This is a genomic window from Streptomyces sp. NPDC003027, from assembly GCF_053591435.1.
Genome location: NZ_JBSFTU010000008.1, coordinates 120,948 through 145,125, shown reverse-complemented (window position 1 = coordinate 145,125; position 24,178 = coordinate 120,948). Strand labels below are relative to the sequence as shown.

27 protein-coding genes and 1 tRNA gene are annotated in these 24,178 nt (G+C 70.9%); 18 read left to right on the top strand and 10 right to left on the bottom strand.

All coding sequences use genetic code 11. The annotated features are described in order from the left end of the window. Positions 1 to 43: 43 nt before the first annotated feature. Positions 44 to 982, bottom strand: coding sequence for a ScbA/BarX family gamma-butyrolactone biosynthesis protein (locus tag ACWDX6_RS09215; protein WP_451484298.1), 939 nt, complete (start codon positions 980 to 982; stop codon positions 44 to 46). Positions 983 to 1,102: 120 nt separating this feature from the next. On the opposite strand from ACWDX6_RS09215, the gene ACWDX6_RS09210 reads away from it, so the two are divergent. Together ACWDX6_RS09210 and ACWDX6_RS09205 are read left to right on the top strand one after the other, a co-directional pair. Beyond that, on the top strand, positions 1,103 to 1,729 hold the full coding sequence (locus ACWDX6_RS09210) for a ScbR family autoregulator-binding transcription factor (protein WP_451484297.1): 627 nt from the start codon (positions 1,103 to 1,105) through the stop codon (positions 1,727 to 1,729). Further along, positions 1,726 to 2,706 carry an NAD-dependent epimerase/dehydratase family protein gene (locus ACWDX6_RS09205; RefSeq protein ID WP_451484296.1) on the top strand — a complete coding sequence of 327 codons (981 nt, stop codon included), beginning with the start codon at positions 1,726 to 1,728 and terminating at the stop codon, positions 2,704 to 2,706. The genes ACWDX6_RS09210 and ACWDX6_RS09205 overlap by 4 nt, the downstream gene beginning before the upstream one ends. Positions 2,707 to 2,918: 212 nt before the next feature. Here the strand turns inward: ACWDX6_RS09205 and ACWDX6_RS09200 are convergent, their stop codons facing one another. Further along, entirely contained in the window at positions 2,919 to 3,542 is a 624-nt protein-coding gene (locus tag ACWDX6_RS09200) for a hypothetical protein (RefSeq protein ID WP_451484295.1), read from the bottom strand. A 61-nt stretch (positions 3,543 to 3,603) separates the two neighbouring features. Here ACWDX6_RS09200 and ACWDX6_RS09195 point away from each other — a divergent pair, with 61 nt between their 5' ends. The 9 genes from ACWDX6_RS09195 (at position 3,604) to ACWDX6_RS09155 (ending at position 10,156) form a co-directional block, all read left to right on the top strand. After that, positions 3,604 to 4,050, top strand: a complete 447-nt coding sequence (locus ACWDX6_RS09195; protein ID WP_451484294.1) for a helix-turn-helix domain-containing protein — start codon at positions 3,604 to 3,606, stop codon at positions 4,048 to 4,050. A gap of 240 nt (positions 4,051 to 4,290) precedes the next feature. After that, the gene (locus tag ACWDX6_RS09190; protein WP_451484293.1) at positions 4,291 to 4,680 is read left to right on the top strand and encodes a terminase large subunit domain-containing protein; all 390 of its coding nucleotides are present in this window, start codon (positions 4,291 to 4,293) and stop codon (positions 4,678 to 4,680) included. After that, positions 4,681 to 5,271, top strand: coding sequence for a terminase (locus tag ACWDX6_RS09185; protein WP_451484292.1), 591 nt, complete (start codon positions 4,681 to 4,683; stop codon positions 5,269 to 5,271). Positions 5,272 to 5,341: 70 nt separating this feature from the next. Further along, positions 5,342 to 5,779: an HNH endonuclease signature motif containing protein gene (locus ACWDX6_RS09180; protein ID WP_451484291.1), complete on the top strand. Its 438-nt coding sequence runs from the start codon at positions 5,342 to 5,344 to the stop codon at positions 5,777 to 5,779. Between the two features lie 46 nt (positions 5,780 to 5,825). Then, positions 5,826 to 7,244 carry a phage portal protein gene (locus ACWDX6_RS09175; RefSeq protein ID WP_451484336.1) on the top strand — a complete coding sequence of 473 codons (1,419 nt, stop codon included), beginning with the start codon at positions 5,826 to 5,828 and terminating at the stop codon, positions 7,242 to 7,244. Positions 7,245 to 7,557: 313 nt separating this feature from the next. Further along, a complete protein-coding gene (locus tag ACWDX6_RS09170; RefSeq protein ID WP_317876288.1) occupies positions 7,558 to 7,728 on the top strand; it encodes a hypothetical protein in 171 nt (56 codons plus the stop codon). A gap of 34 nt (positions 7,729 to 7,762) precedes the next feature. Then, positions 7,763 to 9,733 carry a phage minor capsid protein gene (locus tag ACWDX6_RS09165; RefSeq protein WP_451484290.1) on the top strand — a complete coding sequence of 657 codons (1,971 nt, stop codon included), beginning with the start codon at positions 7,763 to 7,765 and terminating at the stop codon, positions 9,731 to 9,733. Further along, positions 9,730 to 9,987 (top strand): hypothetical protein, encoded by a 258-nt coding sequence (locus tag ACWDX6_RS09160; RefSeq protein WP_451484289.1) that lies wholly within the window; start codon positions 9,730 to 9,732, stop codon positions 9,985 to 9,987. The genes ACWDX6_RS09165 and ACWDX6_RS09160 overlap by 4 nt, the downstream gene beginning before the upstream one ends. A gap of 31 nt (positions 9,988 to 10,018) precedes the next feature. Beyond that, on the top strand, positions 10,019 to 10,156 hold the full coding sequence (locus ACWDX6_RS09155) for an Rmf/CrpP fold protein (protein ID WP_451484288.1): 138 nt from the start codon (positions 10,019 to 10,021) through the stop codon (positions 10,154 to 10,156). On the opposite strand, the gene ACWDX6_RS09150 is transcribed toward ACWDX6_RS09155, so the two are convergent. Next, positions 10,153 to 10,440 carry a hypothetical protein gene (locus ACWDX6_RS09150; RefSeq protein ID WP_451484287.1) on the bottom strand — a complete coding sequence of 96 codons (288 nt, stop codon included), beginning with the start codon at positions 10,438 to 10,440 and terminating at the stop codon, positions 10,153 to 10,155. The two genes, ACWDX6_RS09155 and ACWDX6_RS09150, sit on opposite strands and share 4 nt — an antisense overlap. Positions 10,441 to 10,444: 4 nt before the next feature. Continuing rightward, positions 10,445 to 10,957 (bottom strand): hypothetical protein, encoded by a 513-nt coding sequence (locus ACWDX6_RS09145; protein WP_451484286.1) that lies wholly within the window; start codon positions 10,955 to 10,957, stop codon positions 10,445 to 10,447. A gap of 110 nt (positions 10,958 to 11,067) precedes the next feature. On the opposite strand from ACWDX6_RS09145, the gene ACWDX6_RS09140 reads away from it, so the two are divergent. Then, complete coding sequence (locus ACWDX6_RS09140; RefSeq protein ID WP_451484285.1) at positions 11,068 to 11,742, top strand: hypothetical protein; 675 nt, start codon at positions 11,068 to 11,070, stop codon at positions 11,740 to 11,742. Beyond that, positions 11,739 to 12,086 carry a hypothetical protein gene (locus tag ACWDX6_RS09135; protein ID WP_451484284.1) on the top strand — a complete coding sequence of 116 codons (348 nt, stop codon included), beginning with the start codon at positions 11,739 to 11,741 and terminating at the stop codon, positions 12,084 to 12,086. The genes ACWDX6_RS09140 and ACWDX6_RS09135 overlap by 4 nt, the downstream gene beginning before the upstream one ends. Here the strand turns inward: ACWDX6_RS09135 and ACWDX6_RS09130 are convergent. After that, on the bottom strand, positions 12,083 to 12,652 hold the full coding sequence (locus ACWDX6_RS09130) for an HNH endonuclease (protein ID WP_451484283.1): 570 nt from the start codon (positions 12,650 to 12,652) through the stop codon (positions 12,083 to 12,085). The two genes, ACWDX6_RS09135 and ACWDX6_RS09130, sit on opposite strands and share 4 nt — an antisense overlap. Before the next feature lie 28 nt (positions 12,653 to 12,680). On the opposite strand from ACWDX6_RS09130, the gene ACWDX6_RS09125 reads away from it, so the two are divergent. The 5 genes from ACWDX6_RS09125 to ACWDX6_RS09105 all read left to right on the top strand — a co-directional run bounded on the left by ACWDX6_RS09125 (position 12,681) and on the right by ACWDX6_RS09105 (position 14,673). Then, complete coding sequence (locus tag ACWDX6_RS09125) at positions 12,681 to 13,121, top strand: minor capsid protein (RefSeq protein WP_451484335.1); 441 nt, start codon at positions 12,681 to 12,683, stop codon at positions 13,119 to 13,121. 107 nt (positions 13,122 to 13,228) lie between these two features. Continuing rightward, a complete protein-coding gene (locus ACWDX6_RS09120; RefSeq protein WP_451484282.1) occupies positions 13,229 to 13,648 on the top strand; it encodes a phage tail tube protein in 420 nt (139 codons plus the stop codon). After that, positions 13,614 to 13,775 carry a hypothetical protein gene (locus tag ACWDX6_RS09115; RefSeq protein ID WP_451484337.1) on the top strand — a complete coding sequence of 54 codons (162 nt, stop codon included), beginning with the start codon at positions 13,614 to 13,616 and terminating at the stop codon, positions 13,773 to 13,775. Before ACWDX6_RS09120 ends, ACWDX6_RS09115 begins: the two co-directional genes overlap by 35 nt. Before the next feature lie 63 nt (positions 13,776 to 13,838). Further along, the gene (locus tag ACWDX6_RS09110; RefSeq protein WP_451484281.1) at positions 13,839 to 14,294 is read left to right on the top strand and encodes a tyrosine-type recombinase/integrase; all 456 of its coding nucleotides are present in this window, start codon (positions 13,839 to 13,841) and stop codon (positions 14,292 to 14,294) included. A gap of 202 nt (positions 14,295 to 14,496) precedes the next feature. Beyond that, positions 14,497 to 14,673, top strand: coding sequence for a hypothetical protein (locus tag ACWDX6_RS09105; RefSeq protein WP_451484280.1), 177 nt, complete (start codon positions 14,497 to 14,499; stop codon positions 14,671 to 14,673). A 42-nt stretch (positions 14,674 to 14,715) separates the two neighbouring features. On the opposite strand, the gene ACWDX6_RS09100 is transcribed toward ACWDX6_RS09105, so the two are convergent. The 5 genes from ACWDX6_RS09100 to topA all read right to left on the bottom strand — a co-directional run bounded on the left by ACWDX6_RS09100 (position 14,716) and on the right by topA (position 24,118). Beyond that, positions 14,716 to 14,789 (bottom strand) — tRNA-Thr (locus ACWDX6_RS09100). Positions 14,790 to 14,863: 74 nt separating this feature from the next. Next, entirely contained in the window at positions 14,864 to 16,399 is a 1,536-nt protein-coding gene (locus ACWDX6_RS09095) for an alpha/beta hydrolase (RefSeq protein ID WP_451484279.1), read from the bottom strand. A gap of 61 nt (positions 16,400 to 16,460) precedes the next feature. Further along, positions 16,461 to 17,663 (bottom strand): DNA polymerase III subunit delta', encoded by a 1,203-nt coding sequence (locus tag ACWDX6_RS09090; RefSeq protein WP_451484278.1) that lies wholly within the window; start codon positions 17,661 to 17,663, stop codon positions 16,461 to 16,463. Positions 17,664 to 17,819: 156 nt separating this feature from the next. Continuing rightward, on the bottom strand, positions 17,820 to 21,098 hold the full coding sequence (gene tmk, locus ACWDX6_RS09085; RefSeq protein WP_451484277.1) for a dTMP kinase: 3,279 nt from the start codon (positions 21,096 to 21,098) through the stop codon (positions 17,820 to 17,822). Positions 21,099 to 21,259: 161 nt separating this feature from the next. Beyond that, positions 21,260 to 24,118 carry a type I DNA topoisomerase gene (gene topA / locus ACWDX6_RS09080; protein WP_451484276.1) on the bottom strand — a complete coding sequence of 953 codons (2,859 nt, stop codon included), beginning with the start codon at positions 24,116 to 24,118 and terminating at the stop codon, positions 21,260 to 21,262. Positions 24,119 to 24,178 lie beyond the last annotated feature (60 nt).

Below are 24,178 nucleotides of genomic sequence, written 5' to 3'. Positions count from 1 at the left end.
CGTCCCACGACCGTCCGGGCCCACGCGCGTCACAGGGAGGCCATCACCCCGTCGGGGCCTCGGCCAGAGCCACGACGGAGCTGAAGATCTCCTCGTCGCGCTGGTGCGCCGAGACCAGGACGCGCCGCCGCCCCTCGACGTCCTCGGGCAGTGGCTTGGCCGTGATCCAGCAGGGCGCGTCGAACTCGGCGTAGCGCACGAAGTCGGAGTGCATGCCCACGACCAGGGTCGGCCGGGGGTGAGCCGTGGCCTGCGCGGCCTGGCGCACCGCCTCGAGCAGCAGCATCCCGGGGACGTGGTCGACGGGGTGGTCGAAGAGGATCGGGTGGGACGTGTCCGTGCGCAGCTGCCAGCGGTGCGGGACGTCGGTGCACGAGAGCACCACGTCCTTGAAGGACTCCCGCCCCATCGCCTGCGCGGGCGCGGGCGGCGGCAGCGGAACGGCCCGGGCGTTGGCGCTCGCGATGTCGGCGTAACGGCCCCGCAGCCGCTCGTACACGGCCCGTTCCTGGATCGTGAAGCGCGTCCTCGCGTGGGCCAGCCGATCGCCGTCCCGCACGGCCTCGACGGACAGCGTGATCGCCGTCGCCCGGCCCTTCCGGTACTTCACGTCCGAGCAGGTGAGCCGCAGTTCGACCTCGGCGCCCCTCTCGCCGTCGGCGCGCAACGCCGCCGGGTCCAGGTCCCAGCCGAAGTCCTTCCAGAGCAGCTGATGCCCGACCGGGACGCCGTACGCGGCGTGGGCCAGCAGAGGCAGCGTCTGGCGCACGGTCTCGCTCAGCAGCAGGGGGTCGTGCAGTCCGAACCGGGTCAGGTAGAAGCCGTGCCTCCCGGGCCACCGGGCCGTGACGACGAAGGAGTCCTCCCCTGCCCGGCACCACGTCGCGAGGAGCACCTCGGCCGGGTCCGACTTGTGGGTGTACGACACGGGTACGGGAACTGGCACGGTCGGTCGGTCCAGGGCCAGGTCGGTCGAAGACAAAACAGCTCTCCCCCAGGTCTGTTTGTGGTCTGCGGTTTCGTACACACTTGCGCCGAACACCGCGCCGATAAGATAGTGGTCATTCTTTTGGTTTGTCGAGGTACGCGAGGTATCGGGCGAGTGGCGGAACAGAGGCAGGAACGAGCGGTCCGCACGAGGGAGTTGCTCCTCAGGGCCGCGGCGGAGGTCTTCGACGAGGCCGGCTATCTGGGGACGAGCATCACCAAGATCCTGGACCGGGCAGGTCTCACGGCGGGCGCCGTGTACTTCCACTTCAAGTCCAAGGAAGGCCTGGCCCGAGCCGTCATCCTCGAACAGGCCGCCGATCTGCGGTTCCCCGAGGGCGAGCCGGGGCTCCAGCACCTGCTGGACATGACGGGCTACCTCGCGGTGGAGATGCAGCGCAACACCCTGCTGCGCGCCGGAGTCAGGCTGGCCGTCGAGCAGGGCGTGGCGGGCGGTCAGGAGTACTCGATCTACGAATGGTGGGCCGAGCGGTTCCGCCAGGAGCTCCTCAGCGCGCGGGAGAAGGGTCAGCTCCTGCCGGAGGTGGACGAGGCCGCGTTCGCCCAGCTCCTGGTCGCCGCGTACACCGGCACCCAGGTCATGTCCCAGATCGCCACGCGCCGCGCCGACCTGCCCCAGCGGATCACCGCGATGTGGCGGTGCCTGCTGCCGGCGCTGGCCCCGGCCGACGTCGTCGCGGGACTGACGATCCCCGAGACCGAGCCGGTGGCCGCCGGGTGAGACCGACGAGGATCGTACTGACGGGGGCGACGGGCTTCGTCGGCTCGCACGTGCTGCGCGGACTGGCCGCCGCCCACCAGGCCGACCCCGGGCTCACGGTACGGGCGCTCGCCCGTACCGCGCCCGAGACCCGGCCGGCGGCACCGGGCGTCACGTGGACACCCGCGGACCTGACGGACCCGGCGTCGCTGCGGGGCGTCATGAGCGGGGCCGATGTCCTGGTCCACCTCGCCTCCCGGATCTCCGGCGACGAGGCCCAGTGCGCGGCGGTCAACGTCGAAGGCACGACGGCGCTGGTAGACGAGGCGGCGCGGTGCGGTGTGGGCCGCGTCGTGCATCTCTCCACCACGGCGGTCTACGGCGCGGGCCCGCACCGAGGCATCGGGGTGAACGAGATCACCCCCGCCCCGGTCTCCGCCGCGAGCCGCACCCGGCTCCTCGGCGAGACCCCGGTCCTGGCCGCGGGCGGCATCGTCCTGCGCCCCGGCCTCGTCCTCGGCGCCGGCGACCGCTGGGTGGTGCCCGCCCTGGCCGAACTCCTGGACCGGGTCCCGGCCCGCTGGGACGGCGGCCGCGGCCTGCTGTCCCTGGTGGACGTGGACGATCTGGCCGGACTGATCACCACCCTGGCGACCACACCGCACGCCCCCGCCTCCGGGATCTACCACGCCAGCCACCCCGAGCCCGTGAGCAACGGCGAACTGATGGCGCGACTCGCGGCGTTGAAGGTGCTGCCGCCCACCGAGGAGGACTGGCCCTGGGAGAAGTGCCTCCACCACCTGCACCGTACGCCGGGAACGATGAGCGAGCGCCAGTTCTCCCTGCTCGCCCAGGACCACTGGTACGCCGGCAACGAGATCTGGCACACCCTCCCCCACCCCGAGGGCCCGGGCCCCCTCTCCCGCCTCACGGCGGCGGCCCCGTGGTACCGCGCCTTCCTGAAGGAGCGCCGGACGAGCCCCCGGGTGGCATCCTGACCACGGACGCTGCCAACGGGTGGGAGAAGAGCGACGTGCCGGACGACCGCAGGTTCTGGATGCTGACGGCGGGCAGGGGCGAGGAGAACCAGGCCGCCGCCTGGGTGGCGGGAGGGTACTGCGCCACCAGCTACCGCGAGGCCGGAAAGATCCGGGCCGGCGCCGGGCTGGCCGAGGTCCGCGCGGTACTCGACGCGACGTACCCGAACGCGCTATGCGGCGGGGCCAAGATTCGAGATCGCTTCAAGTTGCCCGAGGATCAGCTCACAGCTTGCTACGTAGTCAAACGCTGCGTCAGGTAGCACGGTGTGTTGACCATGTGAGACTCGCGCACGCAGGCGAGACAGGTTCATCATCGTGTTGGCCATGTGGGACGACAGCAAGCCGCGCTGAGTCAGCTCACGAATGGCTTTCGTTGCGACGAAAAAGCGCTGAGACTCGGGCTCCTGCGGAAGCTGAAGGGCAGCCTTCCGGAGCGCCGTTTCGACTGCTCGCCACGCGATCATCACGGCGCTATCCGGTGAAGTCGCGATCAACTCCAACGCCTGGTTGATGGCTTCATCACGCTCCCGCGTATGGCCCCCGGCACTATGCATCAACGTGCCGCCGTACACCGTCGCGTCCTCACTGGCTTGGACGCTGCTAGAGCCCTCTACCTCCTCATACGTCCGCGCGGCCTCTTCCGCAAACTCAATCGCCCCGGCGGGCGTTTCCAGCCGAGTCATCCGATCGAACGCGCGCTTTTGGTGGCGACGAAACGACCATGCAAGTACCACAACCACCAAGGGCCAGACGAGGGCCTCGACGTACTTCAAGACAAGCTCTGCGATCTCCACTCGCACATACTGGCGCACCACTTGGCACCCTGTCGTACGAACTGATCGGTTAGGGGGTGGCATGACCGACCCGCTCACCGACGCCGACCGCGAGGCGGTCCGCACCCTGCACGCCGAGGGCAAGTCCCGAAACCAGATCGCCCGGGAGACCGGGCGTAGTGCCGCCACCGTCTCGAAGATCGCCGCCGAGTTGAGCCTCGCATTCAGCGGCGGGGCGCGCGTCGCCGCCGCCACGGAGGCCCGACGCGCGGACGCCGCCGCCCGACGCGAGCAGCTCGCCGACGACGCCCTCGACGGGGCCCTCGCTCAGGTCGAGCGGGTCGGCGCGGCCGACTCCGCGCGCGAAGCCCGCGACTACGCCACCGCCGCCCGCGCACTGACCGAGGTACACGCCAAGGTCGCCGAGCTCGCCCGCACGAGCGGCACCGGGAGCACCGGGGGCTCGATGCTCGACCGCCTCGCCGACGCCCTGCTCGGGCCGACGGGAGACGACGCCGACGGGGGGTGATCCCCTCGCCGCCGCCCCTGTCCGACAAACAGACTCGCTCGATCCGCGAGGCGACCGCCCGCATCTGCTGTTGGCACGGCAGCGTGCGGTCGGGGAAGACGATCGCGAGTTTGCTCGCCTTCCTCTTGGCCGTACGGCGGGCGCCGGCGTCCGGACTCATCCTGCAGTCTTCAGACGATCGAGCGGAACGTACTCGAACGCCTCGCCGATCCGGCGCTGTTCGGGCCGGTCGCGGCCGAGGTGCGCCACACCCGGGGCGCGACGACGGCGGTCATCCTCGGTCGCGTCGTCCACCTCGTGGGCGCGAGCGACGCTCAGGCCGAGGGCCGGTTGCGAGGTCTGACCGCCTCGCTCGCCTACTGCGACGAGATCACCCTCATGCCCGAGGGGTTCTTTACCCAACTGCTCGCGAGGCTCAGCGTCCCCGGGGCGCGACTGCTCGGGACCACGAATCCGGACTCACCGAGACACTGGTTCAAGGTCAATTACCTCGACCGGCAGAGCGAGCTCGATCTCGCGTCGTGGCACTTCCGCCTCGCCGACAACCCGAGCTTGTGCCCGGCGTACGTCGCTGCGCTGTCCGCCGAATACTCCGGACTCTGGCGCCGGCGGATGATCGACGGCGCATGAGTGATCGCCGAGGGCGCGGTATTCGACATGTACGACGAGCAGCGGCACGTCGTGACCGAGCTCCCGCCGATGCGGCGGTATTGGACGGGCGTTGACTACGGCACGGTGAATCCGTTCGCCGCCTTGACCATCGGGCTCGGCGACGACGGGCGCCTGTATGCCACGAGCGAGTGGCGGCACGACTCCCGCGCCGCGCACCGGCACTTGACCGACGCGCAGTACAGCCGCGCCGTCCGCGAGTGGCTCGACGGGCTCGACATCGAGCCCGAGTGGACGTTCGTCGACCCCTCGGCGAGCAGCTTCTCAACGCACCTTTGGGCGGACGGGCACCCCGGGGTGACCAAGGCCAAGAACGACGTGATCGACGGAATCCGCTCGGTCGCGTCCGCGCTCGACGCCGGTCTGCTGCTCATCCATGAGTCGTGCGAGGGGCTGCTCGCCGAGCTCCCCGAATACGTGTGGTCGGACGAAGCAGCCGAGCGCGGCGAGGACCGGCCGGTGAAGCTCAACGATCACTCGGTCGACGCCTTGAGGTACGTCGTCCACAGCACCGCGCACGAGTGGCGCGGCCTGCTCACGACCGCCGCCTGAACCTCTCTCCCTTCCCTGCCCGTGGCCGCCTCGCCGCGCCTCGGGCCCGAGCAGTCGAGGGGGTGATCGCGTGCCCCCTTCTCTGACCGACCGGTTCCTCGCGAAGATCGTCGACGGCCCCCTCGGCTGCTGGGACTGGACCGGGCACGTCAAGCCCAACGGATACGGACAGGCTAAGGTCGGCGGGCGACCGCAGTACGCGCACCGGGTCGCCTACACCCTCACGCGCGGGTCGATACCCGACGGGCTCGTGATCGACCATCTGTGCCGCCGCCGGCACTGCGTGAACCCCGACCCCTTCGACGTGGTCACCACCCGCACCAACATCCTGCGGGGCGTGTCCCCCGCCGCCTGCCGTGCCCGGCAGACGCACTGCGCCCGAGGCCATGAGTTCGATCACGCGACGACCTACGTCGCCCCGAACGGCACCCGGCACTGCCGACGGTGGGCAGCGCTGCGCGCCCGGACGAGACGACGGCGGGAGGTGCACCGTGCCCTTGCCCGATAACGGCGTCGCGTGGCCGCCGCCGCAGCTCGCCAAGCACTAGGCCGAGATCAAGGTCGATGATGCTTGGTACTCCGGTGATCACGCCAAGCTGACCACCGTCTACCGGGACAGTCCCGTACGGCGCGACGGCCGCCGTCGACTGTGGGGGCGCGAACGGCAGCCGCGGCCGAACGTCCGCGATCAGCGGCTGCACATCCCGCTCGCCGGCGACATCGCGAGCGCCTCGGCCGACCTCTTGTTCGCCGAGCCGCCCGAGCTCACCGTGACCGACGCGGGCGCTCAGGACCGGCTCGACGAGCTCGCCGAGTCCGACGGCATCGCGAACACGCTGCTCGAAGCGGCCGAGGTCGCCGCCGCCCTCGGCTCGGTGTACCTGCGGGTCACATGGGATCGGTCCCTTGCCGACCGGCCCCTGCTGACCAGCGTCCACCCCGACGCCGCCGTGCCGGAATTCCGATGGGGCCGTCTCTCCGCCGTGACGTTCTGGCGCGAGCTCGCCTCGACCTCGGCTACCGTGTGGCGGCACCTCGAACGGCACGAGCCGGGCCGCATCCTGCACGCGCTCTACGAAGGGTCGGCCGACAACCTCGGCGTACGGGTGCCCCTGACCGAGCACGTCGAGGTCGCCGACCTGGCCGTCAGCCTCGGCCCCGACGGCGACGCGATCGAGACCGGGATCGAGCAGCTCACCGCCGCGTACTGCCCCAACATCCGACCCCACCGGAAGAACCGAGGCTCAGCGTTCGGACGCTCCGACTACGCCGCGCCGATCTACGACCTGCTCGACGCGCTCGACACGACATGGACATCGTGGATTCGCGACCTGCGGCTCGCGCGCGCTCGCCTGCTCGTACCCGACGGGTACCTGCGGGACCACGGGCCCGGACAGGGAGCGTCGTTCGACGACGACCGCGAGATCTTCCAGCTCTTGCCCATCCCGCCCACCGAGCAGGGTGGGAATCAGATCACTCTCTCGCAGTTCGCGATCAGGGTCGACGAGCACGAGAGGTCGGCGAGCGCGATCACCCAGCAGGCCGTGCAGAGCGCCGGTTACTCGGTCGCGACGTTCGGACTCGGCGACCAGGGGGCGGCCGTGACGGCGACCGAGGTTCGGGCGCGCGAGCGCCGGTCCCTGACCACCCGGGGTAAGAAGGTGAGGTACTGGTCACCGCCGGTCGCCGACATGCTGCACGTGATGCTGCTGCTCGACCGGCGGTTCTTCACGCCGCGCATCGTGCCCGAGCGGCCGACCGTCGCTTTCGGCGACTCGATCACCGAGGACGCGTCCTCGCTCGCACAGACCCTGTCCCTGTTGCAGCAGGCACAGGCGGTGTCCGTGGTGACCAAGGTCCGGATGCTGCACCCCGATTGGGACTCGGTCGCCGTGCAGGAAGAGACCGACCGCATCCTCACGGAGACCGGCGCCGCCGTCCCCGATCCCATGCAGCTAGGGACGCTCGTGTAACGCCCAACCGACCTTCCCCGACACCTACCTATGCGTTCCGGCCACACTCAAACAGTTCCGGACAATCATGGGGGCAATCTTTCAGAGCTCCGTGAAATCTCATTCCATTTCACCTGAAAATCAGGGAAGGCGCGAGAGGCTCGCATTAGACCGCAGGTCAGCCAAGCCGAATTCCCAAATGTCCTATTATGGGATTGGGAAATACATTGGCACCACTATGCCCAAAATCGGGAGAAATTAATTCTCTGCTGGCTGTTTATGCAGGTCAGCAGCGGTTTGCGCTGCCCTTTGGGGTGCCTCCATGCTCACTGCCATGGACATCACTACCGGCGTGATCATCGCCGCCTTTGGCGTACTCGGTCTCTTGATCACCCTCACCGCCGCCACGCTGCGTCAGCTTCCGGACCTCATCGACGCGTTCCGCGAAGTGCAGCGATCCCTACGGCAGGGATCAGCTAACAACGCCGACGACACCGAGGGCTGACACGGCTGGGGGTGGGATGGGCGTTCACCCCGCAATGGCCGAGGATCTCTCGGCCACCGTCCGCGACCTGTACACGGACGCCGAGCAGCGGCTGCTCGCGCTCGTCGCGCGGCAGCTCGACGGAGGGTTCGAGGCCCCGGGGTGGGCGGTCGCCAAGCTGCGTGACATCCAACCGTTGCGGCGGGCGGCGCAGGGCGTCGTCGACGCCCTCGGGACGGCGATGCAGCTTGAGGTGTTCTCGGCAGTGACCGAGGCGTACGACATCGGGGCGCAGGCCGGGCGCGCCGAGCTCGGCGCGCTCTCCGACGTCGACGTGCGCCGGATCGCCGAGAGCACCCCGGGCACCCGGGCCGTGGACCGGATCGCCGCCGAGACGATCGAGCTCGTCACCGAGACGCACCGGGGGATTCTTCGAGGTGTCGAGGATGGATACCGGCAGGTGATCGCCGAGTCGTCGGCGACTCCCCTGCTCGGGGTCGACACCCGCCGGCAGGCAACCCAAGCGGCGATGGCTCGATTCGCCGATCGAGGTCTGCGGTCGTTCGTCGACCGCCGCGGTCGGTCCTGGCAGATGACGAGCTACGCGGAGATGGCTGTACGGCCGTGCGGCGGTCGAGGCGCACGGCGACAGGCTGCGCGCCGCCGGGATCGAGCTCGTGATCGTCCCAACGCCCCGCACAACTGCGATCTTTGCGCCCCGTGCGAGGGCGAGGTGCTCGCGCTCGACGGACCGGGCGGCGCCCGTACCGTCGAGATGGAGCACGCCACCGACGACGGCCGCATTGTTCGGGTGCACGTCGCCGGATCGCTCGACGAAGCGCGGCGGGCCGGTCTGCAACATCCCAACTGCCGCCATTCGACGAGCGCTTACCTCCCCGGCGTGACCTGGCCGCCGGTCGAACACTCCGAGGACCCCGACGGGTACGCCGCCTCACAGCGGCGGCGGGCGATCGAGCGCGCTATACGGAAGTGGAAAAACAAGAGCGCCGCGGCCATGACGCCCGAGGCCAAGCGCGCGGCCGAGGCCCGGGTGCGCGCCTATCAGGGCAAGATGCACGAGCACCTCACGCAGCACCCCGAGCTCATCCGTCGGCGTGAGCGCGAGCAGCCCGGGGCGGGCAACCTCCCGAGCACCGCGCCGGCGCCGCCGCGCGACGCGGTCGAGGCCGCGCGCGTGCAGGCGGGCGACGACCGCACCCTGCCCGAGATGACCGACGAGCAGCTCGGCGCGGCGATGCGGCCGGGCGTGCTCGACGAGCGCGACCTCGACCGCATCGAGGGCAAGGGCGACCGCCGCGACCTGGCCGACCTGCTCGACCGCATCCGGCCGGGCGGGCGCATGGTCGACAACCTCGCCCCGTTCAGCGACGACGAGCTCGCCCGGATCGCGCCGCACCTCGACGACGAGCAGATGCTGCGCGTCATGGCCGAGGCCGACCGCCGCGACCTCGACGCCGCCATGCCCGGAATCCGCCCGGATCTGGTCGCCATGTCCGAGCGCGACCTCGCCGCCCGCGCCCGCAACGTCCCCGAGGACGGTCCGGCGATCGGCGCCGAGGTGCACCGGCGCCGGGCCCACGCCGAGCTGTTCCCTGGCAGGAGGCTCGCCGCCGACCTGTCCAGGCTCGACGACGGGCTGCTCGTGTGGGGCGTCCGGTACGCGAGGCCAGAGGGCGCCGCCCGGATCGCCGCCGAGATCGACCGCCGGCACCCGCCCGCACCGTCGCCCCCGGTCGCGGGGGTGACTGTCGCCGACACCCTCGCCGCGCGGGACGCCGTCGCCTCCGCCATGCACCCGATCCGCCTCAACGACCCGCGCCGGCGGACCCCGACGAGTGGGGCCCGTACGGGGCGGACGTCGAGCGCGGCCCTGACGGCACCGAGCACATGTCCGCCGTCGAGCGTTGGGCGTACGAGCGCGAACTCGCCGACCGCGCCGGAGCCGAGGCGTACAGCCGCGCGGAGATTCGGGAGATGTACCGAGAGCACATCTACTTGCAGATGATCGCTGCCGAGGACTACACGCGCGGGTTCATGCTCAACCGCAAGGCGCGCGCCGCCGGCGTCGACCCCTTCTCTCTGTTCAGCGGCCCCGCACACGTCGCGTACGGGAGGGCGAGCGAGGACCTGATCAGGTTCTGGGAGAAGGTGAGCCCGAGGATCACCCTCACCGAGTTCACCGAGCAGGTGACGGGAGTACGCACAGCCGCAGGCGACACCGCTCGCAACGCCCTCGAGGATCGTCGTCGAGCGTTCTAGGAGGTGATCCGGTTGGGGTTCCGAGCAGGCATTGCGTGCCCGACAAGAGGGTGCAGTAGCGGCGCTCACTGGACGGCAGCCGACCGACTGTCCATATCCGGTCGAGGATGCGCTGCGCCTCGCGTGGGTGCGCGGCTATTGCATCACAGAGCAGAGAATCAAGACTTAAATAATCTCAACCCTTGCCTGAAACTTCTCACGAATCGCTTCGGCGGCGGTGTTCAGCTCTTCACCGGACTTCAAGATAACCAAGACCGCTTCGGCGCTGGGCATTTCGGCGATTCTCTCCACTGAGAAGCCCCGCGCCGTCAGGAGCTCACCGAGCGCACCGCTTGAGACTTCTTGGACCAAAAGACCCGGCGCAACGCGCTTAGCCCACATGCGGTAGCTCGTCCACTTGTGGTCAACGTCGCCAGCACTGGGCCACTGGTGGTCATCATCGGGCCTACTCATGACGTCACTCCAGCGTGATAAGTGCAATTACGATGACAACAACTTCGGCGAGAAGCAAGACAATGGCCACTCGCAGGGCTTTTGCCATCCGCTCTATGTGGGCACTATTGGCTTCCATGTCACCCAGCATCGTCGTGACGAGCCGCGAGCTGATCGGCCTTTCTGCGGCCTGACTTTGACGCGGGTCCACCATGTTACGGACGCTGTGACCAAACGACATGGTGACTGGCCACAGAACTGCCATAACGCAGATACCTTGGACCGCGATCACGCCAAGCAACGTCCATGCTGCCCACGCCGGGAAAAGTGAATTCCCTTGCGAGTCCTTCCCCAGCAGTCCGACCGAAGTGGAAAAGGTGACTATCAGGGCCGCCGTAGCCAATATTCCGCTCGCGCGAGTCCGCAGGTTCGTCACCGTTCGATCCTGGGCCGCGAGCAGGCTCTTGGCCATCTCGTAACCCAAGGAGAGACGTTCTTCCTCGTTTTCGGGACGTTCTTCTTCATTTGCGTCTGGCATGAAACCACCACCACCGCCAGGCCACCTGAGGCGTCACCTTCCAGTGTCTGCCCTGTGATTGAGTATCGCCACTTAGGGTGGTCACCTTTTCAATTAAAGGAGCACCTATCGTGCAGGAATTGCCCGTACACCCGCGCACCGGCGACCGTGCTCTCGGCCACCGCCGGGACGGGCGCCCGATCTGGCCCATCAAGGGCGGCTCGGGAGAGGACGGCGACCCCGCAGCCCCGCCGTCCGGCGAGCCGAACCCTGCCCCCGGCGCGCCGCCGGCCGCCGATCCGGCCGCCGAGCATCAGCTCGCCGAGGCGACGACCCGCGCCGAGCAGGCCGCGGCCGAGCGCGACGAGCTGCGCGCCGCTCTCGACGCCGTAACCCGGGCACTGAACCTGAACGGCGGCGAGAACGAGCAGGACCCCACCGCCCTGGCCGCCGCCGTCGCCGAGCGCGACCGGCTGCTCGCCGAGCACGCCGCCGAACTGCGGACCGCCCGGGTCGAGCTCGCCGTCGCCCGGGTCGCCGCCGACGGCGACGGCGCGTACGGCCCGACGTACGGGCCGCTCGTCGAGCATCCCGCGCTCGTCGGCGAGGCCGTGCGCATGACGCGCGCCGCCGACGGCCGCGAGGTCACGAGCACCGCGCAGATCATCGCCGCCCCCGGTCTGGACTGTCCGGCGGGCTCGCGCGTGACGCTGCCCGGCGGCCGGATCACGACGGCGATCAGTACGGCAGTCCACACCGCCCCGGGCCTACCCGTCCCCGCGTCCACGGAGGTGATGTGTGAATGAGCCGCGCCCGACTGCGCTGGAACGGTGACGCCGCCACGACCGCGATCCGCGAGGCCGCGGCCCGGGGTCTGCTGCTCGGCGCCGAGCACGTCCTCTCCGCGAGCAGGCAGCGCGTGCCGATCGCCGAGGGCACCCTCGAACGCTCGGGCGCGACATCAGTCGACGAGCAGCAGATGACCGCCGCCGTCAGCTACGACACCCCGTACGCGCGCAGGGTCCATGAGGACATGACCGCCCGGCACGCGCCCGGCCGAACCGCCAAGTTCCTTGAGGGCGTGCTGCCCGAGACGGCGGGCGAGGTGCAGGCGCTGATCGCCGCGCAGGTACGGCGCGCACTGCGTTAGAGCGGCTCACCGTTTGCGATGCGCCCAATGAGCCTTCCGCCTTTCGGGGTCAGGGCTACCGACAATCGGGGGTTCTCCGTACGTGGCGTGGTCGGCCATGCGCCAGGCTCCCCGAGAACAATCAGGCCGTCTTCGAGGATGTTCGAAACGGCCCACCACATGCTCTTGTCGATCTCGACCGGCCAAAGCCCGTCCCGGGACCAACCGTTGTACTCGGGCCACTTGTGCGGAACCTTCTGGTTCCCCTCACGAATCTGACGGCGTCGGACGAACATCCTCAGAAGTTGGCGTTCCAAGTCCGTGTAGCGGTGGTTGAGGACGTCCAGGTTTGCCTTGTACTGGAGCATGGCCTTTCGGTCGATATCACCCCGATCGAAGCGCCGATGACACGTCGGGCACAGCGCGATCAAGTTGTCGAACGTATGCGCTCGCACCTTGGCCCACGGCGTGATGTGTGCCAGATCGACTGGCGTCTGCCTGCATGTCTGGATAGCGCAGCGATGTCCTGCCTCGACAAGTACCGCACGCCTTAGCTCCATTGGGATGTCCGGTCGACCCTCAGCCATGCCGCCGAGCATAGGCACCCCCTAGGACATCAACCCCATTACCTACACCGTCGACCTGCTCGACGGTCTCGCTCGCCTGCTCGCCGCCGCCAGCGTCGGGGTCTACCGGCCCGACGGCGCGTACGTGACGGGCGAGACCGCGATCACAATCGCAGCCCTTCCGCCCACCCCCGACCGGTGCGTCTGTCTGGCCGCCTACCCAGTCACCGACTCCCCGGTGCTGACCGACACGACCACCGGGATTCAGGTGCGCACTCGCGCGGGCTCGGACCCGCGCGAGGTCGACGCTCTCGACGACCAGGTGCACGAGCTGCTGCACGGGTCTGGCCCGCACCGGTTCGGAGCCGTCCCGGTGCAGCTCGTCTTTCGCGTCTCGGCCGCCCCGATCGGCACCGACGCCTCGGGCCGCTGGGAGCGGACCGCCAACTACTACGCCCGCGCCCACCGCGCGAGCCCCCATCTCGAATAGAAGGAGGCGCCGTTGAGCACCCCGACGCCTCCGGCCGAGACAGTGACCGCGCTGGCGCGCCGGTACCGCCTCGAACTGGACATGAGCACGACGCCCGGTAGCCCGGCGTGGGCATTGGTCCCCGGGGTCACGGAGTTCACGCCGAAGATCGAACCCACTCAGCAGGAAGTACGACCTACGACGCCGAGGGATGGAGCGAGCAGGCCGTGACCATCCTCGCGTGGTCCATCGAGGCCACGATCGCCCACCGGGCCCACCCCACGACCAGCGTGTTCAACGCCGCGCAGGAAGCACTCAGGAAGGCGAGCAGGTCGTTCGGCGCCGCGTCGTACGTGCGGGTCCGCTACTACGACCGCAACGGGGCCCCGGACGCGCAGGAAGGCACCGCCCGCCATCCGAGGGCGCGGCGATCTGGGGCCGAGGGGAGAGAGCCGCAGAGGGCGGGGACGATGCCCCTGGGACGGACGAGCCGCAGACCCCGGCCCGCACCTGGTGACGTGGGAGCCCGATGGCGGCGGCCCGGATGAGGTCGACACGATCAAGGTCACCTTGACCGGCTCGGGCCCGCTGGTCGAGACCACGAACCCGGTCGCCGGCACGGGCACGCTCGCCGCCGCGGCCGAGGCGAAGACGCTCAAGGCGGGTGATGCCTGATGGCGTTCGAGGCCCTCGACGAGCGGCTCGACGAGCGGCTCGAACTGCCCGTCGCTCGAAACGGTGTCGGCGAGCGGCGAGGACATCCCGGACTACGACGAGATGAAGCGTCGTTTCGCGACCGGGCAGTCTCTGACTCAGCACATGACGGTCGCCGAGTGGCTCGACGCGTGGCTCGCCGGTAAGAAGGCACTCCGCAAGAGCGGCGAGACCCGGTACGAGGTCGATATCAGGAGCCACCTGAAACCGAGGATCGGGCACATCCGCCTCGACCGCCTCACGGTGCAGCACCTCGACGAGATGTTCGCCGGGATCGCCGAGACGAACGCCGACATCCACGACGCGAACATGCAGCGCCGCGCGGCGCTCGACGAGCTGAAAACGGTCCTTTGGAAGGGAGTCGAAACCGCGGCCGCCGGAAGTTCCTCAAGGACGCCATTGCGGCGATGCCGCCGTTCCGCCGGATCACCGGGCCGTCGACTCAGAAGCACGTCCGCGACACGCTGCGGGCCGCGCTGAACACCACCATCGCACGCGGGGCGATCACCTTCAACCCCGCTTCGTACATCGAACTCACCCCGGCCAAGCGGCCCAAGGCCATGGTGTGGACGCCCGAGCGGGTCGACGCATGGGTGCGGACCGGCGAGCGCCCCTCGGCGGTCATGGTCTGGACATCGGAGCAGGCCGGACAGTTCCTCGACTTCCTCGCAATCAGTCGGTCATGCCCAAGGCCGCCGCCGAGGCTGCCGAGGCGACAGCCGCCATGGTCCCGCGCGGGGCGGCTCGACTGCCCGCGCAGAGGGCGGTCGAGCAGGCCAACGAGCAGGATGGCCTCACGACGGCCTCACATGAGGGTGCGAAGATCATCGCGTTCCGCCCCCGTCTCGTCGGGGCATGAAAAAACCCCAGGTCACGGCGAGTGAGTCCTGGGGTAATTCCGAGCCGCCTTCGGGATTCGAACCCGAGACCTACGCATTACGAGTGCGTTGCTCTGGCCAACTGAGCTAAGGCGGCATGCCGTGCGTTCCCATGGTGGGTGCAGCGGCCTCGCCAAGTCTACACAGTTTCCGTGGGTGCTCCGACCACCCCTATGAGCAGCGCTTTCCGTCCTGGGGGACCGTGCCTTCCAGGAGGTAGGTGTTGATCGCGGTGTCCACGCAGTCGCTGCCGCGGCCGTACGCCGTGTGGCCGTCGCCCTCGTAGGTCAGCAGGGTGCCGGAGGAGAGCTGGTCGGCGAGGGAGCGGGCCCACTTGTAGGGGGTGGCCGGGTCGCGGGTGGTGCCGACGACGACGATCGGGGCGGCGCCGGCGGCCGTGACGCGGTGGGGGCGGCCCGTCGCGGGGGTGGGCCAGTACGTGCAGTTCAGGGAGGCCCAGGCGAGGCCGGTGCCGAAGACGGGGGACGCCTTCTCGAAGGACGGCACCGCCTTCTCGACGTCGGCGGGGCCGGCGAAGGAGGCCGGGAGGTCGAGGCAGTTCACGGCGGCGTTGGCGGACATCAGATTCGAGTACGAGCCGTCCGCGTCGCGCTCGTAGTAGCTGTCGGCCAGGGCGAGCAGACCCGAGCCCTCGCCGCCGATGGCCCGCGTCAGCGCCTCGCGCAGCTGCGGCCAGGCCCCCTCGTCGTACATCGCGGCGATCACCCCCGTCATGGCCAGCGACTCGCCGAGCTGCCGACTCTCGCCGGTCGGCAGGGGCTTGGCGTCGACCTCGCGGAAGAACGCCTTCAGCCTGTCACCGGCGGCGGCGACCGACCCCGTACCGAGCGGGCAGTCCCGCTTCTCGACGCAGTCCGCGGCGAAGGACCGGAACGCGGTCTCGAAGCCCGCGGTCTGGTCGCGGTTGAGCTCGCTCGCCGGCAACGAGGGGTCCATCGCCCCGTCCAGGACGAGTCGGCCGGTGCGCCCCGGGAACAGTTCGGCGTAGGTGGCGCCGAGGAAGGTGCCGTAGGAGGCGCCCACGTAGTTCAGCTTCCGGTCGCCGAGCACCGCCCTCACGATGTCCATGTCACGGGCCGTCTCCACCGTGGAGACATGCGGCAGCACCTCGCCGGAGCGCTTCTGGCAGCCCGCCGCGAACTCCTTGAAGGAGGCCGTGAGGGCGGCCGTCTCCCTCGGGTCGTCCGGCGTCGGGTCGATCTGCGTGTACGCGTCCATCTGCGGGCCCGTCAGACACTCGACGGGTTCGCTGCGGGCCACGCCTCGCGGGTCGACGGCCACCATGTCGTAGCGGGCACGGACGGGGGCGGGGTAGCCGATGCCCGCGTACCCCTGGAGGTAGCCGACGGCGGAACCGCCCGGCCCGCCGGGGTTGACCAGCAGCGACCCGAGGCGCTTGCCGGGCCCGGTGGCCCTCACCCGGGAGACCGCCAGCTGGATCTCCTCACCCTCCGGCTCGGCGTAGTCGAGCGGGGCGCGGAAGGTGGCGCACTCGAACTTCGGTACACCGCAGTCGCGCCACACCGGCTTCTGCGCGTAGAAGTCCTCCAGGCCGGCGGTCGACGCCGTGGCGGCGGGCGAGGACCCGGGGGCGGCCGCGTCGCTCCCGCCCGTGCAGCCGGAGAGGATCAGTCCGGCCGCCGCGAGGGCGGTGGCGGACGTACGGAGCAAACGCCTGGAGTCCATCCCAGGAGCGTATCCATACAGGTACGGAACGTGTCCAATCGGCGTCCCACCGGCCGGGACATCAGTCGCGCAGGGCCATGGTCATCGCCTCGACCGCGAGCAGCGGGGCCACGTTCCGGTCCAGGGCCTCGCGGCAGGCGAGCACCGCCTCGATCCGGCGCAGGGTCCGCTCGGGAGTGGTGTCCCGGGCGATCCGCTCGACCGCGTCGCGTACGTCCTCGTTGGCCACCTCGGATGCGGCCCGCAGTTGCAGCGTCAGCACGTCGCGGTAGAAGCCGGTCAGGTCGGTGAGGGCGAGATCCAGGCTGTCGCGCTGCGTACGGGTCTTCCGCCGCTTCTGCCGCTCCTCCAGCTCCTTCATCGCACCGGCCGTACCGCGCGGCATCCGCCCGCCCTGCCCGCCACCGAGGGCGGTCTTCAGCTCCTCGGTCTCCTTGACGTCGACCTCCTCGGCGACCTGCTTGGCGTCCTCGCCCGCCGCGTCGACCAGCTCCTGGGCGGCCTTCAGACAGCCTCCAATGTCACCGACCCGCATCGGCAGCCTGAGCACCACGGCGCGCCGGGCCCGAGCGCGTTCGTCGGTCGCCAGCCGGCGGGCGTGGTCGATGTGCCCCTGGGTGGCGCGGGCGGCGGCCTGCGCGGCGGCCGGTTCGACGCCGTCGCGGCGTACGAGCATGTCCGCGACCGCCTCGACCGACGGCGTACGCAGTGTCAGGTGGCGGCAGCGGGAGCGGATCGTGGGCAGCACGTCCTCCAGGGACGGCGCGCAGAGCAGCCAGACCGTGCGGGGCGCGGGCTCCTCGACCGCCTTCAGGAGCACGTTGCCCGCGCCCTCGGTGAGACGGTCGGCGTCCTCCAGGACGATCACCTGCCAGCGGCCGCCCGCCGGCGAGAGCTGGGCGCGCCGGACGAGCTCGCGGGTCTCCTTCACGCCGATGGAGAGCAGGTCCGTGCGGACGACCTCCACGTCGGCGTGGGTCCCGATCAGGGCGGTGTGGCAGCCGTCGCAGAACCCGCATCCCGGAGCCCCGCCCAGCGCCCGGTCGGGGCTGACGCACTGCAGCGCGGCGGCGAAGGCGCGCGCCGCGGTCGCCCGGCCGGACCCCGGTGGGCCGGTGAACAGCCAGGCGTGGGTCATCCTGGACGCATCGGGGGCCGACTGTCCGGCGGCATGGGCGGTCACGAACGCGTCGGCGTCACGCGCGGCGGCGGCGAGCTGCTCCTCGACCCGCGCCTGTCCGACCAGGTCGTCCCATACGGCCATGTGCCCTCCTCAGGTACGCCCTCCATTGTGGAGTACCCGACTGACAGCGGATCCCGCGTCGCCGGCGGCCGGAGGGCGACGCCTCAGGCCCGCACGGGCATCCCCGTACGGGCAAGGGCCCCCTGCCCGTACGGGAGGGCGGTCGTACCGGCGCGGTCAGCGGCGCCGCCGCCCGCCGTCCTCGTCCTCGTCGTGGGGACCGAGCAACTCGTCCGCCAGGCTCGGCAGATCGTCGAGCGGGGTCTCCTCCGCCCAGTCGGAGCGGCGGCGGGGCCGGCCCTGCTCGTCGAGCTGCGGCAGCTCGCGCGTCATGTCGTTCGCGCCCTCGGGCTCGGCGGCGGGCCGCTCGTCGCGGAAGAAGCCCGGCGGAACGCGGTCGGCCGGCGCGGCATCCCGTACGGGCGGCAGGACGGCGGTCTCGTCCGCATCCCGTACGGGCGGCAGGACGGCCGTCTCGTCCATGTCCCGTACGGGCGGCAGGACGGCCGTCTCGTCCGCCTCCCGCACCTGCGGCAGAACCGTCGTCTCGTCCTCGGACGGACGCGCGTCCTCCGGCTTCACGATCGGCGTGGGGACGGTGACCTCGTTCGGCGACACGCGCGGGAAGGTCTGTGTGACGTCGTCCGGCGCCACCTCGTCGGGCTTCACGATCGGCGTCGAGACGGTGACGTCGTTGGCCGACACCTCGGCGGCCTTCGCGGCCTTGGCCGCCTCCGCCGCCCTGGCGGCCTCCGCCTCGGCAGCTTCCTTGGCCGCCTTCTGCGCGGCCGCCTTCTCCGCTGCCTGCCTCTCCGCCGCGGCCCTCTGTGCGGCCGCCTTCTCCGCCGCCGCCTTCTCCGCCGCCTCGGCAGCGGCCTTCCTCGCCGCCTCCTCCGCGGCCTTCGCCGCCGCGGCCTCGGCAACGCGCCGTGCCTCCTCGGCCCTGACCAGCGCCTCCTCGGCCTTGCGCTGCTTCTCGCGGCGGCGCTCCTCCGCCTCGGCGCGCAGCCGGGCCTCCTCCTCGGCCTGCTTGCGGAGCCGTTCCTGCTCCGCGCGCCGGGCCTTCTCCTCGGCCTCGCGCCGCTTGCGCTCCTCCTCGGCGGCCAGCCTGGCCTCCTCGGCCCGGCGGCGGGCCTCCTCGGCCTGCCGTTCGGCCTCGCGCTGCCGCGCCTCTTCCTCCTCGCGGCGCTTGCGCTCCTCCTCCTCGGCACGGAGCCTGGCGAGCTGCTCCTGGCGCTCGCGCTCCAGACGCTCCTCCTCCGCCTTCCTGCGCGCCTCCTCCTCGGCACGGAGCCTGGCGTCCTCCTCGGCCTTCCTGCGCGCCTCCTCCTGGGCCCTCACCTCGGCCTCGGACAGCGGCAGCATCCGGTCGAGCCGGTGGCGTACGACGGTGGTGACCGCCTCCGGCTCCTGTCCGGCGTCGACGACCAGGTAGCGGCCGGGGTCCCCGGCGGCCAGCGCGAGGAAACCGGCCCGCACGCGCGCGTGGAACTCCGGCGGCTCGGACTCCAGCCGGTCCGGAGCCTCGGTGAACCGCTCCCGGGCGGTCTCCGGAGCGACGTCCAGGAGGACGGTCAGGTGCGGGACGAGGCCGCCGGTCGCCCAGCGGTTGATCCGGGCGATCTCGGTCGGCGACAGGTCCCGGCCGGCGCCCTGGTAGGCCACGGACGAGTCGATGTACCGGTCGGAGATCACCACCGCGCCCCGCTCCAGAGCGGGCTTGACCAGGGAGTCGACGTGCTCGGCGCGGTCGGCGGCGTACAGCAGCGCCTCCGCCCGGTTCGAGAGCCCCGCCGAGGAGACGTCGAGCAGGATCGAGCGCAGCCGCTTGCCGATCGGCGTCGCACCGGGCTCGCGGGTGACGACGACCTCGTGGCCCTTGGCGCGGATCCACTCGGCGAGCGCCTCGGCCTGGGTGGACTTGCCGGCTCCGTCGCCGCCCTCCAGGGCGATGAAGAAGCCGGTCGGCGCGGGCGCCTGGGCGGGGTCGGCGCCGCGCAGCGCGTCGCGCAGATCACGGCGCAGCGGTACGCCGGCCCGGTCGTCGGTCTTGGCGAGGACGAGCGCGGCGACCGGCAGCAGCAGCGCGCCGACCAGCATCAGGGTGAACGCGGCGCCGCCGTGGGCGAAGACGAAGCTGCCGGAGGCGAGGCGGTGGGGCCCGATGGCGGCGGCGAGCAGCGGCGCCGCGAGGGCGCCGAGTGCCATGGCGACCCGGACGACGGCCTGGAGGTGCGCGGTGCCCCGGGGGCGGCGGGCCTCCTCGGTCTCCTGGTCGAGGAGGGTGTGGCCGGTGTGGGCGGCGACCCCGCTCGTGTAGCCGGCGAGGACGGAGAGGAACAGCACCGTCGCGGTGTCCGGCACCAGGCCCATCGCGAGCAGCGCGATACCGGTGAAGGTGATCGCGAGGGCGAGGAGGCGCCGGCGGGAGAGCGCGGCGAGGACGGAGCCGCCCGTGCGGATCCCGACGGCGGTGGCACCGCTCAGCGCGAGGACCAGCAGCGCGAAGGTGACGGGGCCGCCGCCGAGGTCGTGGGCGTGCAGGACGGCGACGGCCGCGGCGGCCGCGACGGCCCCCGCCACGGTGGCGCAGGCGAGGACGAGCAGCGGGGCCACCCCCGTGCGCCCCTTCTCCGCGGCGGGACGGCGCAGGCCCTCCAGGGGCGAGCGCGGCCGCGGCGTCTGTCCGCCGGGCAGTTCCATGAAGTACAGGACGGAGATGGAGGCGGCGAACAGTCCGGCGGCGACGTACGCGCCGAGCGCCGCCTGGTGCAGCGAGAACCAGTCGATGCCGGTGGCGATCAGGTTCCCGATGAGCGTGGCGACCAGCAGTACGGCGGCCGCGGCCGGGACCGCGAGGAATCCGGTACGCAGCGAGAGCCGGCGCAGCGCGTCCAGATGGTCCGGCAGCGGCCGGACGGCGGCGCCCTCCAGGGGCGGCGCGGGCAGCAGGGCGGGCGCGGCGCCTTCGCGGGCGACGGTCGACAGCCGTTCGGCGGCGCCCGCGACGAAGACGGTGCCGAGCAGGAACCACAGGGCGTTGTCCGGTGTCCAGTCGATCCACAGCGGCGCGACCACGAGCAGGGCGAGCCGCAGCCCGTCGGCCCCGATCATGGTCCAGCGCCGGTCGAGCCGGCCGCCGGGTCCGGTCAGCGCGGTGAGCGGGCCGAGGAGTACGGCGCCGAAGAGCACGGCCGAAAGCAGTCGCGCGCCGACGACGGCGGCGACGGCGAGCGCGGCGCCCCGGTACCCGCCGCCCAGCGCCCCCTCGGACGCGGCGACCTGATAGCCCAACAGCACCAGGACGAGGAGGCCGAGGGCGTCCCCGGTCCCCCCGGCGAACTGCGCGCTCCACAGGCGTCGCAGTGGTTGATGGCGCAAAAGCGCGCGTACGGCACGCTCGCGGGAGTCCGCGACAAGGGCGACGTCGGAGTTCGGCTGCTCTGCTCGCGTCATCCGTCCACCCTATCCGGACCCCTTCACTCCCCGTGGCCTCCACCCGAACAAACGTCGGGTGGCCGGGAAACGCCGAAGGGCGGGGTTCTCGCCCCGCCCCTCCGCGCACGTCCGGCACCGCTCCGGCTCCCGCCGAATACTCCGGCACCGCTCCCGCCGTACTACTCCGGCTTCGCCGCCGCCGTCTTCGTGGCGGCGGTCTTCGCCGTGGCGGTCTTCGCCGTCGTCGTCTTCTTCGTGGCCGTCTTCGTGGCCGTCTTCTTCGCCGCCGTCTTCTTGGCGGGCGCGGCCTTCTTCGCCGCGGTCTTCTTGGCGGCCGTCTTCTTCGCGGGCGCCTTCTTGGCCGTCTTCTTCGCCGGGGCCTTGGCCCGCTTCTCCGCGAGCAGCTCGAACCCGCGCTCCGGCGTGATCGTCTCCACGCTGTCGCCGGTCCGCAGGGTCGCGTTCGTCTCGCCGTCGGTGACGTACGGACCGAAGCGCCCGTCCTTCACCACGACCGGCTTCTCGCTGACCGGGTCGACACCCAGCTCCTTCAGCGGCGGCTTGGCCGCGGCCCGGCCACGCTGCTTGGGCTGCGCGTAGATCGCGAGCGCCTCCTCCAGCGTGATCGTGAAGAGCTGCTCCTCGTCCGTCAGCGACCGGGAGTCCGTGCCCTTCTTCAGGTACGGGCCGTAGCGGCCGTTCTGCGCCGTGATCTCGACGCCTTCCGCGTCCGTGCCCACCACACGCGGCAGGGACATCAGCTTCAGCGCGTCCTCGAGCGTCACCGTGTCCAGGGACATCGACTTGAAGAGCGAGGCCGTCCGCGGCTTCACCGCGTTCTTGCCGGTCTTCGGCGTGCCCTCGGGCAGGATCTCGGTGACGTACGGGCCGTACCGCCCGTCCTTGGCGACGATCTGGTTCCCGCTGACCGGGTCGGTGCCGAGCTCGAAGTCACCGCTCGGCTTGGCGAGCAGCTCCTCCGCGTACTCGACCGTCAGCTCGTCCGGGGCGAGGTCGTCCGGAACGTCCGCGCGCTGGTGCTCGTCGGAGTCCTTCTCACCGCGCTCGACGTACGGGCCGTACCGGCCGACGCGCAGCATGATGCCGTCCCCGACCGGGAAGGAGGAGATCTCCCGGGCGTCGATGGCGCCGAGGTCGGTCACCAGCTCCTTGAGACCGCCGAGGTGGTCACCGTCGCCGTTGCCCGCGTCGGCGGCTCCGCCGGAGGCGCTCCCGGACCCGCCCTCACCGAAGTAGAAGCGCTTCAGCCACGGCACGGCCTGGGCCTCGCCCCGCGCGATGCGGTCGAGGTCGTCCTCCATCCTGGCGGTGAAGTCGTAGTCGACGAGCCGGCCGAAGTGCTTCTCCAGGAGGTTGACCACGGCGAAGGAGAGGAACGACGGCACGAGCGCCGTGCCCTTCTTGAACACATAGCCGCGGTCGAGGATCGTGCCGAGGATCGACGCGTACGTCGACGGGCGGCCGATCTCGCGCTCTTCCAGCTCCTTGACCAGCGAGGCCTCGGTGTAGCGGGCCGGCGGCTTGGTCGCGTGGCCGTCGACGGTGATCTCCTCGGCCGACAGCGCGTCGCCCTCGGCGACCTGCGGCAGCCGGCGCTCGCGGTCGTCGAGCTCCGCGTTGGGGTCGTCGGCCCCCTCCACATACGCCTTCATGAAGCCGTGGAAGGTGATCGTCTTGCCGGAGGCGCTGAACTCCGCGTCCCGGCCGTCGGCGGCGCGGCCGCCGATCTTCACGGTGACGGAGTTGCCGGTCGCGTCCTTCATCTGGGAGGCGACGGTCCGCTTCCAGATCAGCTCGTAGAGCCGGAACTGGTCACCGGTCAGACCGGTCTCCGCCGGGGTGCGGAAACGATCACCCGAAGGGCGAATCGCCTCGTGCGCCTCCTGCGCGTTCTTGACCTTGCCCGCGTAGACCCGCGGCTTCTCCGGCAGGTAGTCGGCGCCGTACAGCTGCGTGACCTGCGCCCGGGCCGCCGAGACGGCGGTGTCCGACAGGATCGTCGAGTCCGTACGCATGTAGGTGATGAAGCCGTTCTCGTACAGCTTCTGCGCGACCTGCATGGTCGCCTTCGCACCGAAGCCCAGCTTGCGGCTCGCCTCCTGCTGGAGGGTGGTGGTCCGGAACGGGGCGTACGGGGAGCGGCGGTACGGCTTGGACTCGACGGAGCGGACGGCGAACGAGGTGTCGGCGAGCGCGGCGGCGAGCGCCCGTGCGTTCTCCTCGTCGAGGTGGAGCACCTGCCCGGACTTCAGCTGTCCGTCGGCGCCGAAGTCACGGCCCTGGGCGACCCTCCGGCCGTCGACCGTCGCGAGGCGCGCGACCAGCGACGACGGGTCGGACGGGTCACCGGCGCGGCCGGTGGAGAAGGTGCCGGTCAGGTCCCAGTACTCGGCGGAGCGGAACGCGATGCGCTCTCGCTCCCGCTCGACGACGAGTCGGGTGGCGACGGACTGCACACGGCCGGCCGACAGCCGGGGCATGACCTTCTTCCACAGGACCGGCGAGACCTCGTAGCCGTAGAGCCGGTCCAGGATGCGGCGGGTCTCCTGGGCGTCGACCATGCGCTTGTTCAGCTCGCGCGGGTTCTCGACGGCGGCCCGGATCGCGTCCTTGGTGATCTCGTGGAAGACCATCCGGTGGACCGGGACCTTGGGCTTCAGCACCTCCAGGAGGTGCCACGCGATGGCTTCGCCCTCGCGGTCCTCATCGGTGGCGAGGAAGAGTTCGTCGGCCTGGGCCAGCTGCTCCTTGAGCTTCCTGACCTGCGCCTTCTTGTCGGCGTTGACGACGTAGATCGGCTGGAAGTCGTGTTCTACGTCGACTCCGAGCCGGCGTACCTCGCCGGTGTACTTCTCGGGCACCTCGGCGGCGCCGCTGGGGAGGTCGCGGATGTGCCCGACGCTCGCCTCGACGACGTATCCGGGGCCGAGGTAGCCCTTGATCGTCTTCGCCTTGGCAGGCGACTCGACGATGACGAGTCGGCGGCCGCCCTGTGCGGTCTCGCTGGTCGGGGACAACTTCGCTCTTCTCTCCGGTCGACGCTCGGTGGCACGTACGCACGTGGTGACGTACGGCAC

What these genes read in the sequence shown, in the direction of transcription:
- ACWDX6_RS09105 (WP_451484280.1), top strand. Translation starts at nt 14,497, where the DNA reads ATGCCCAAGGCCGCCGCCGAGGCTGCCGAGGCGACAGCCGCCATGGTC.
- ACWDX6_RS09150 (WP_451484287.1), bottom strand. Translation starts at nt 10,440, where the DNA reads ATGAGTAGGCCCGATGATGACCACCAGTGGCCCAGTGCTGGCGACGTT.
- tmk (WP_451484277.1), bottom strand. Translation starts at nt 21,098, where the DNA reads ATGACGCGAGCAGAGCAGCCGAACTCCGACGTCGCCCTTGTCGCGGAC.
- ACWDX6_RS09160 (WP_451484289.1), top strand. Translation starts at nt 9,730, where the DNA reads ATGATCGCTGCCGAGGACTACACGCGCGGGTTCATGCTCAACCGCAAG.
- ACWDX6_RS09145 (WP_451484286.1), bottom strand. Translation starts at nt 10,957, where the DNA reads ATGCCAGACGCAAATGAAGAAGAACGTCCCGAAAACGAGGAAGAACGT.
- ACWDX6_RS09095 (WP_451484279.1), bottom strand. Translation starts at nt 16,399, where the DNA reads ATGGACTCCAGGCGTTTGCTCCGTACGTCCGCCACCGCCCTCGCGGCG.
- ACWDX6_RS09195 (WP_451484294.1), top strand. Translation starts at nt 3,604, where the DNA reads ATGACCGACCCGCTCACCGACGCCGACCGCGAGGCGGTCCGCACCCTG.
- ACWDX6_RS09090 (WP_451484278.1), bottom strand. Translation starts at nt 17,663, where the DNA reads ATGGCCGTATGGGACGACCTGGTCGGACAGGCGCGGGTCGAGGAGCAG.
- ACWDX6_RS09135 (WP_451484284.1), top strand. Translation starts at nt 11,739, where the DNA reads ATGAGCCGCGCCCGACTGCGCTGGAACGGTGACGCCGCCACGACCGCG.
- ACWDX6_RS09165 (WP_451484290.1), top strand. Translation starts at nt 7,763, where the DNA reads ATGGCCGAGGATCTCTCGGCCACCGTCCGCGACCTGTACACGGACGCC.
- ACWDX6_RS09170 (WP_317876288.1), top strand. Translation starts at nt 7,558, where the DNA reads ATGGACATCACTACCGGCGTGATCATCGCCGCCTTTGGCGTACTCGGT.
- ACWDX6_RS09130 (WP_451484283.1), bottom strand. Translation starts at nt 12,652, where the DNA reads ATGGCTGAGGGTCGACCGGACATCCCAATGGAGCTAAGGCGTGCGGTA.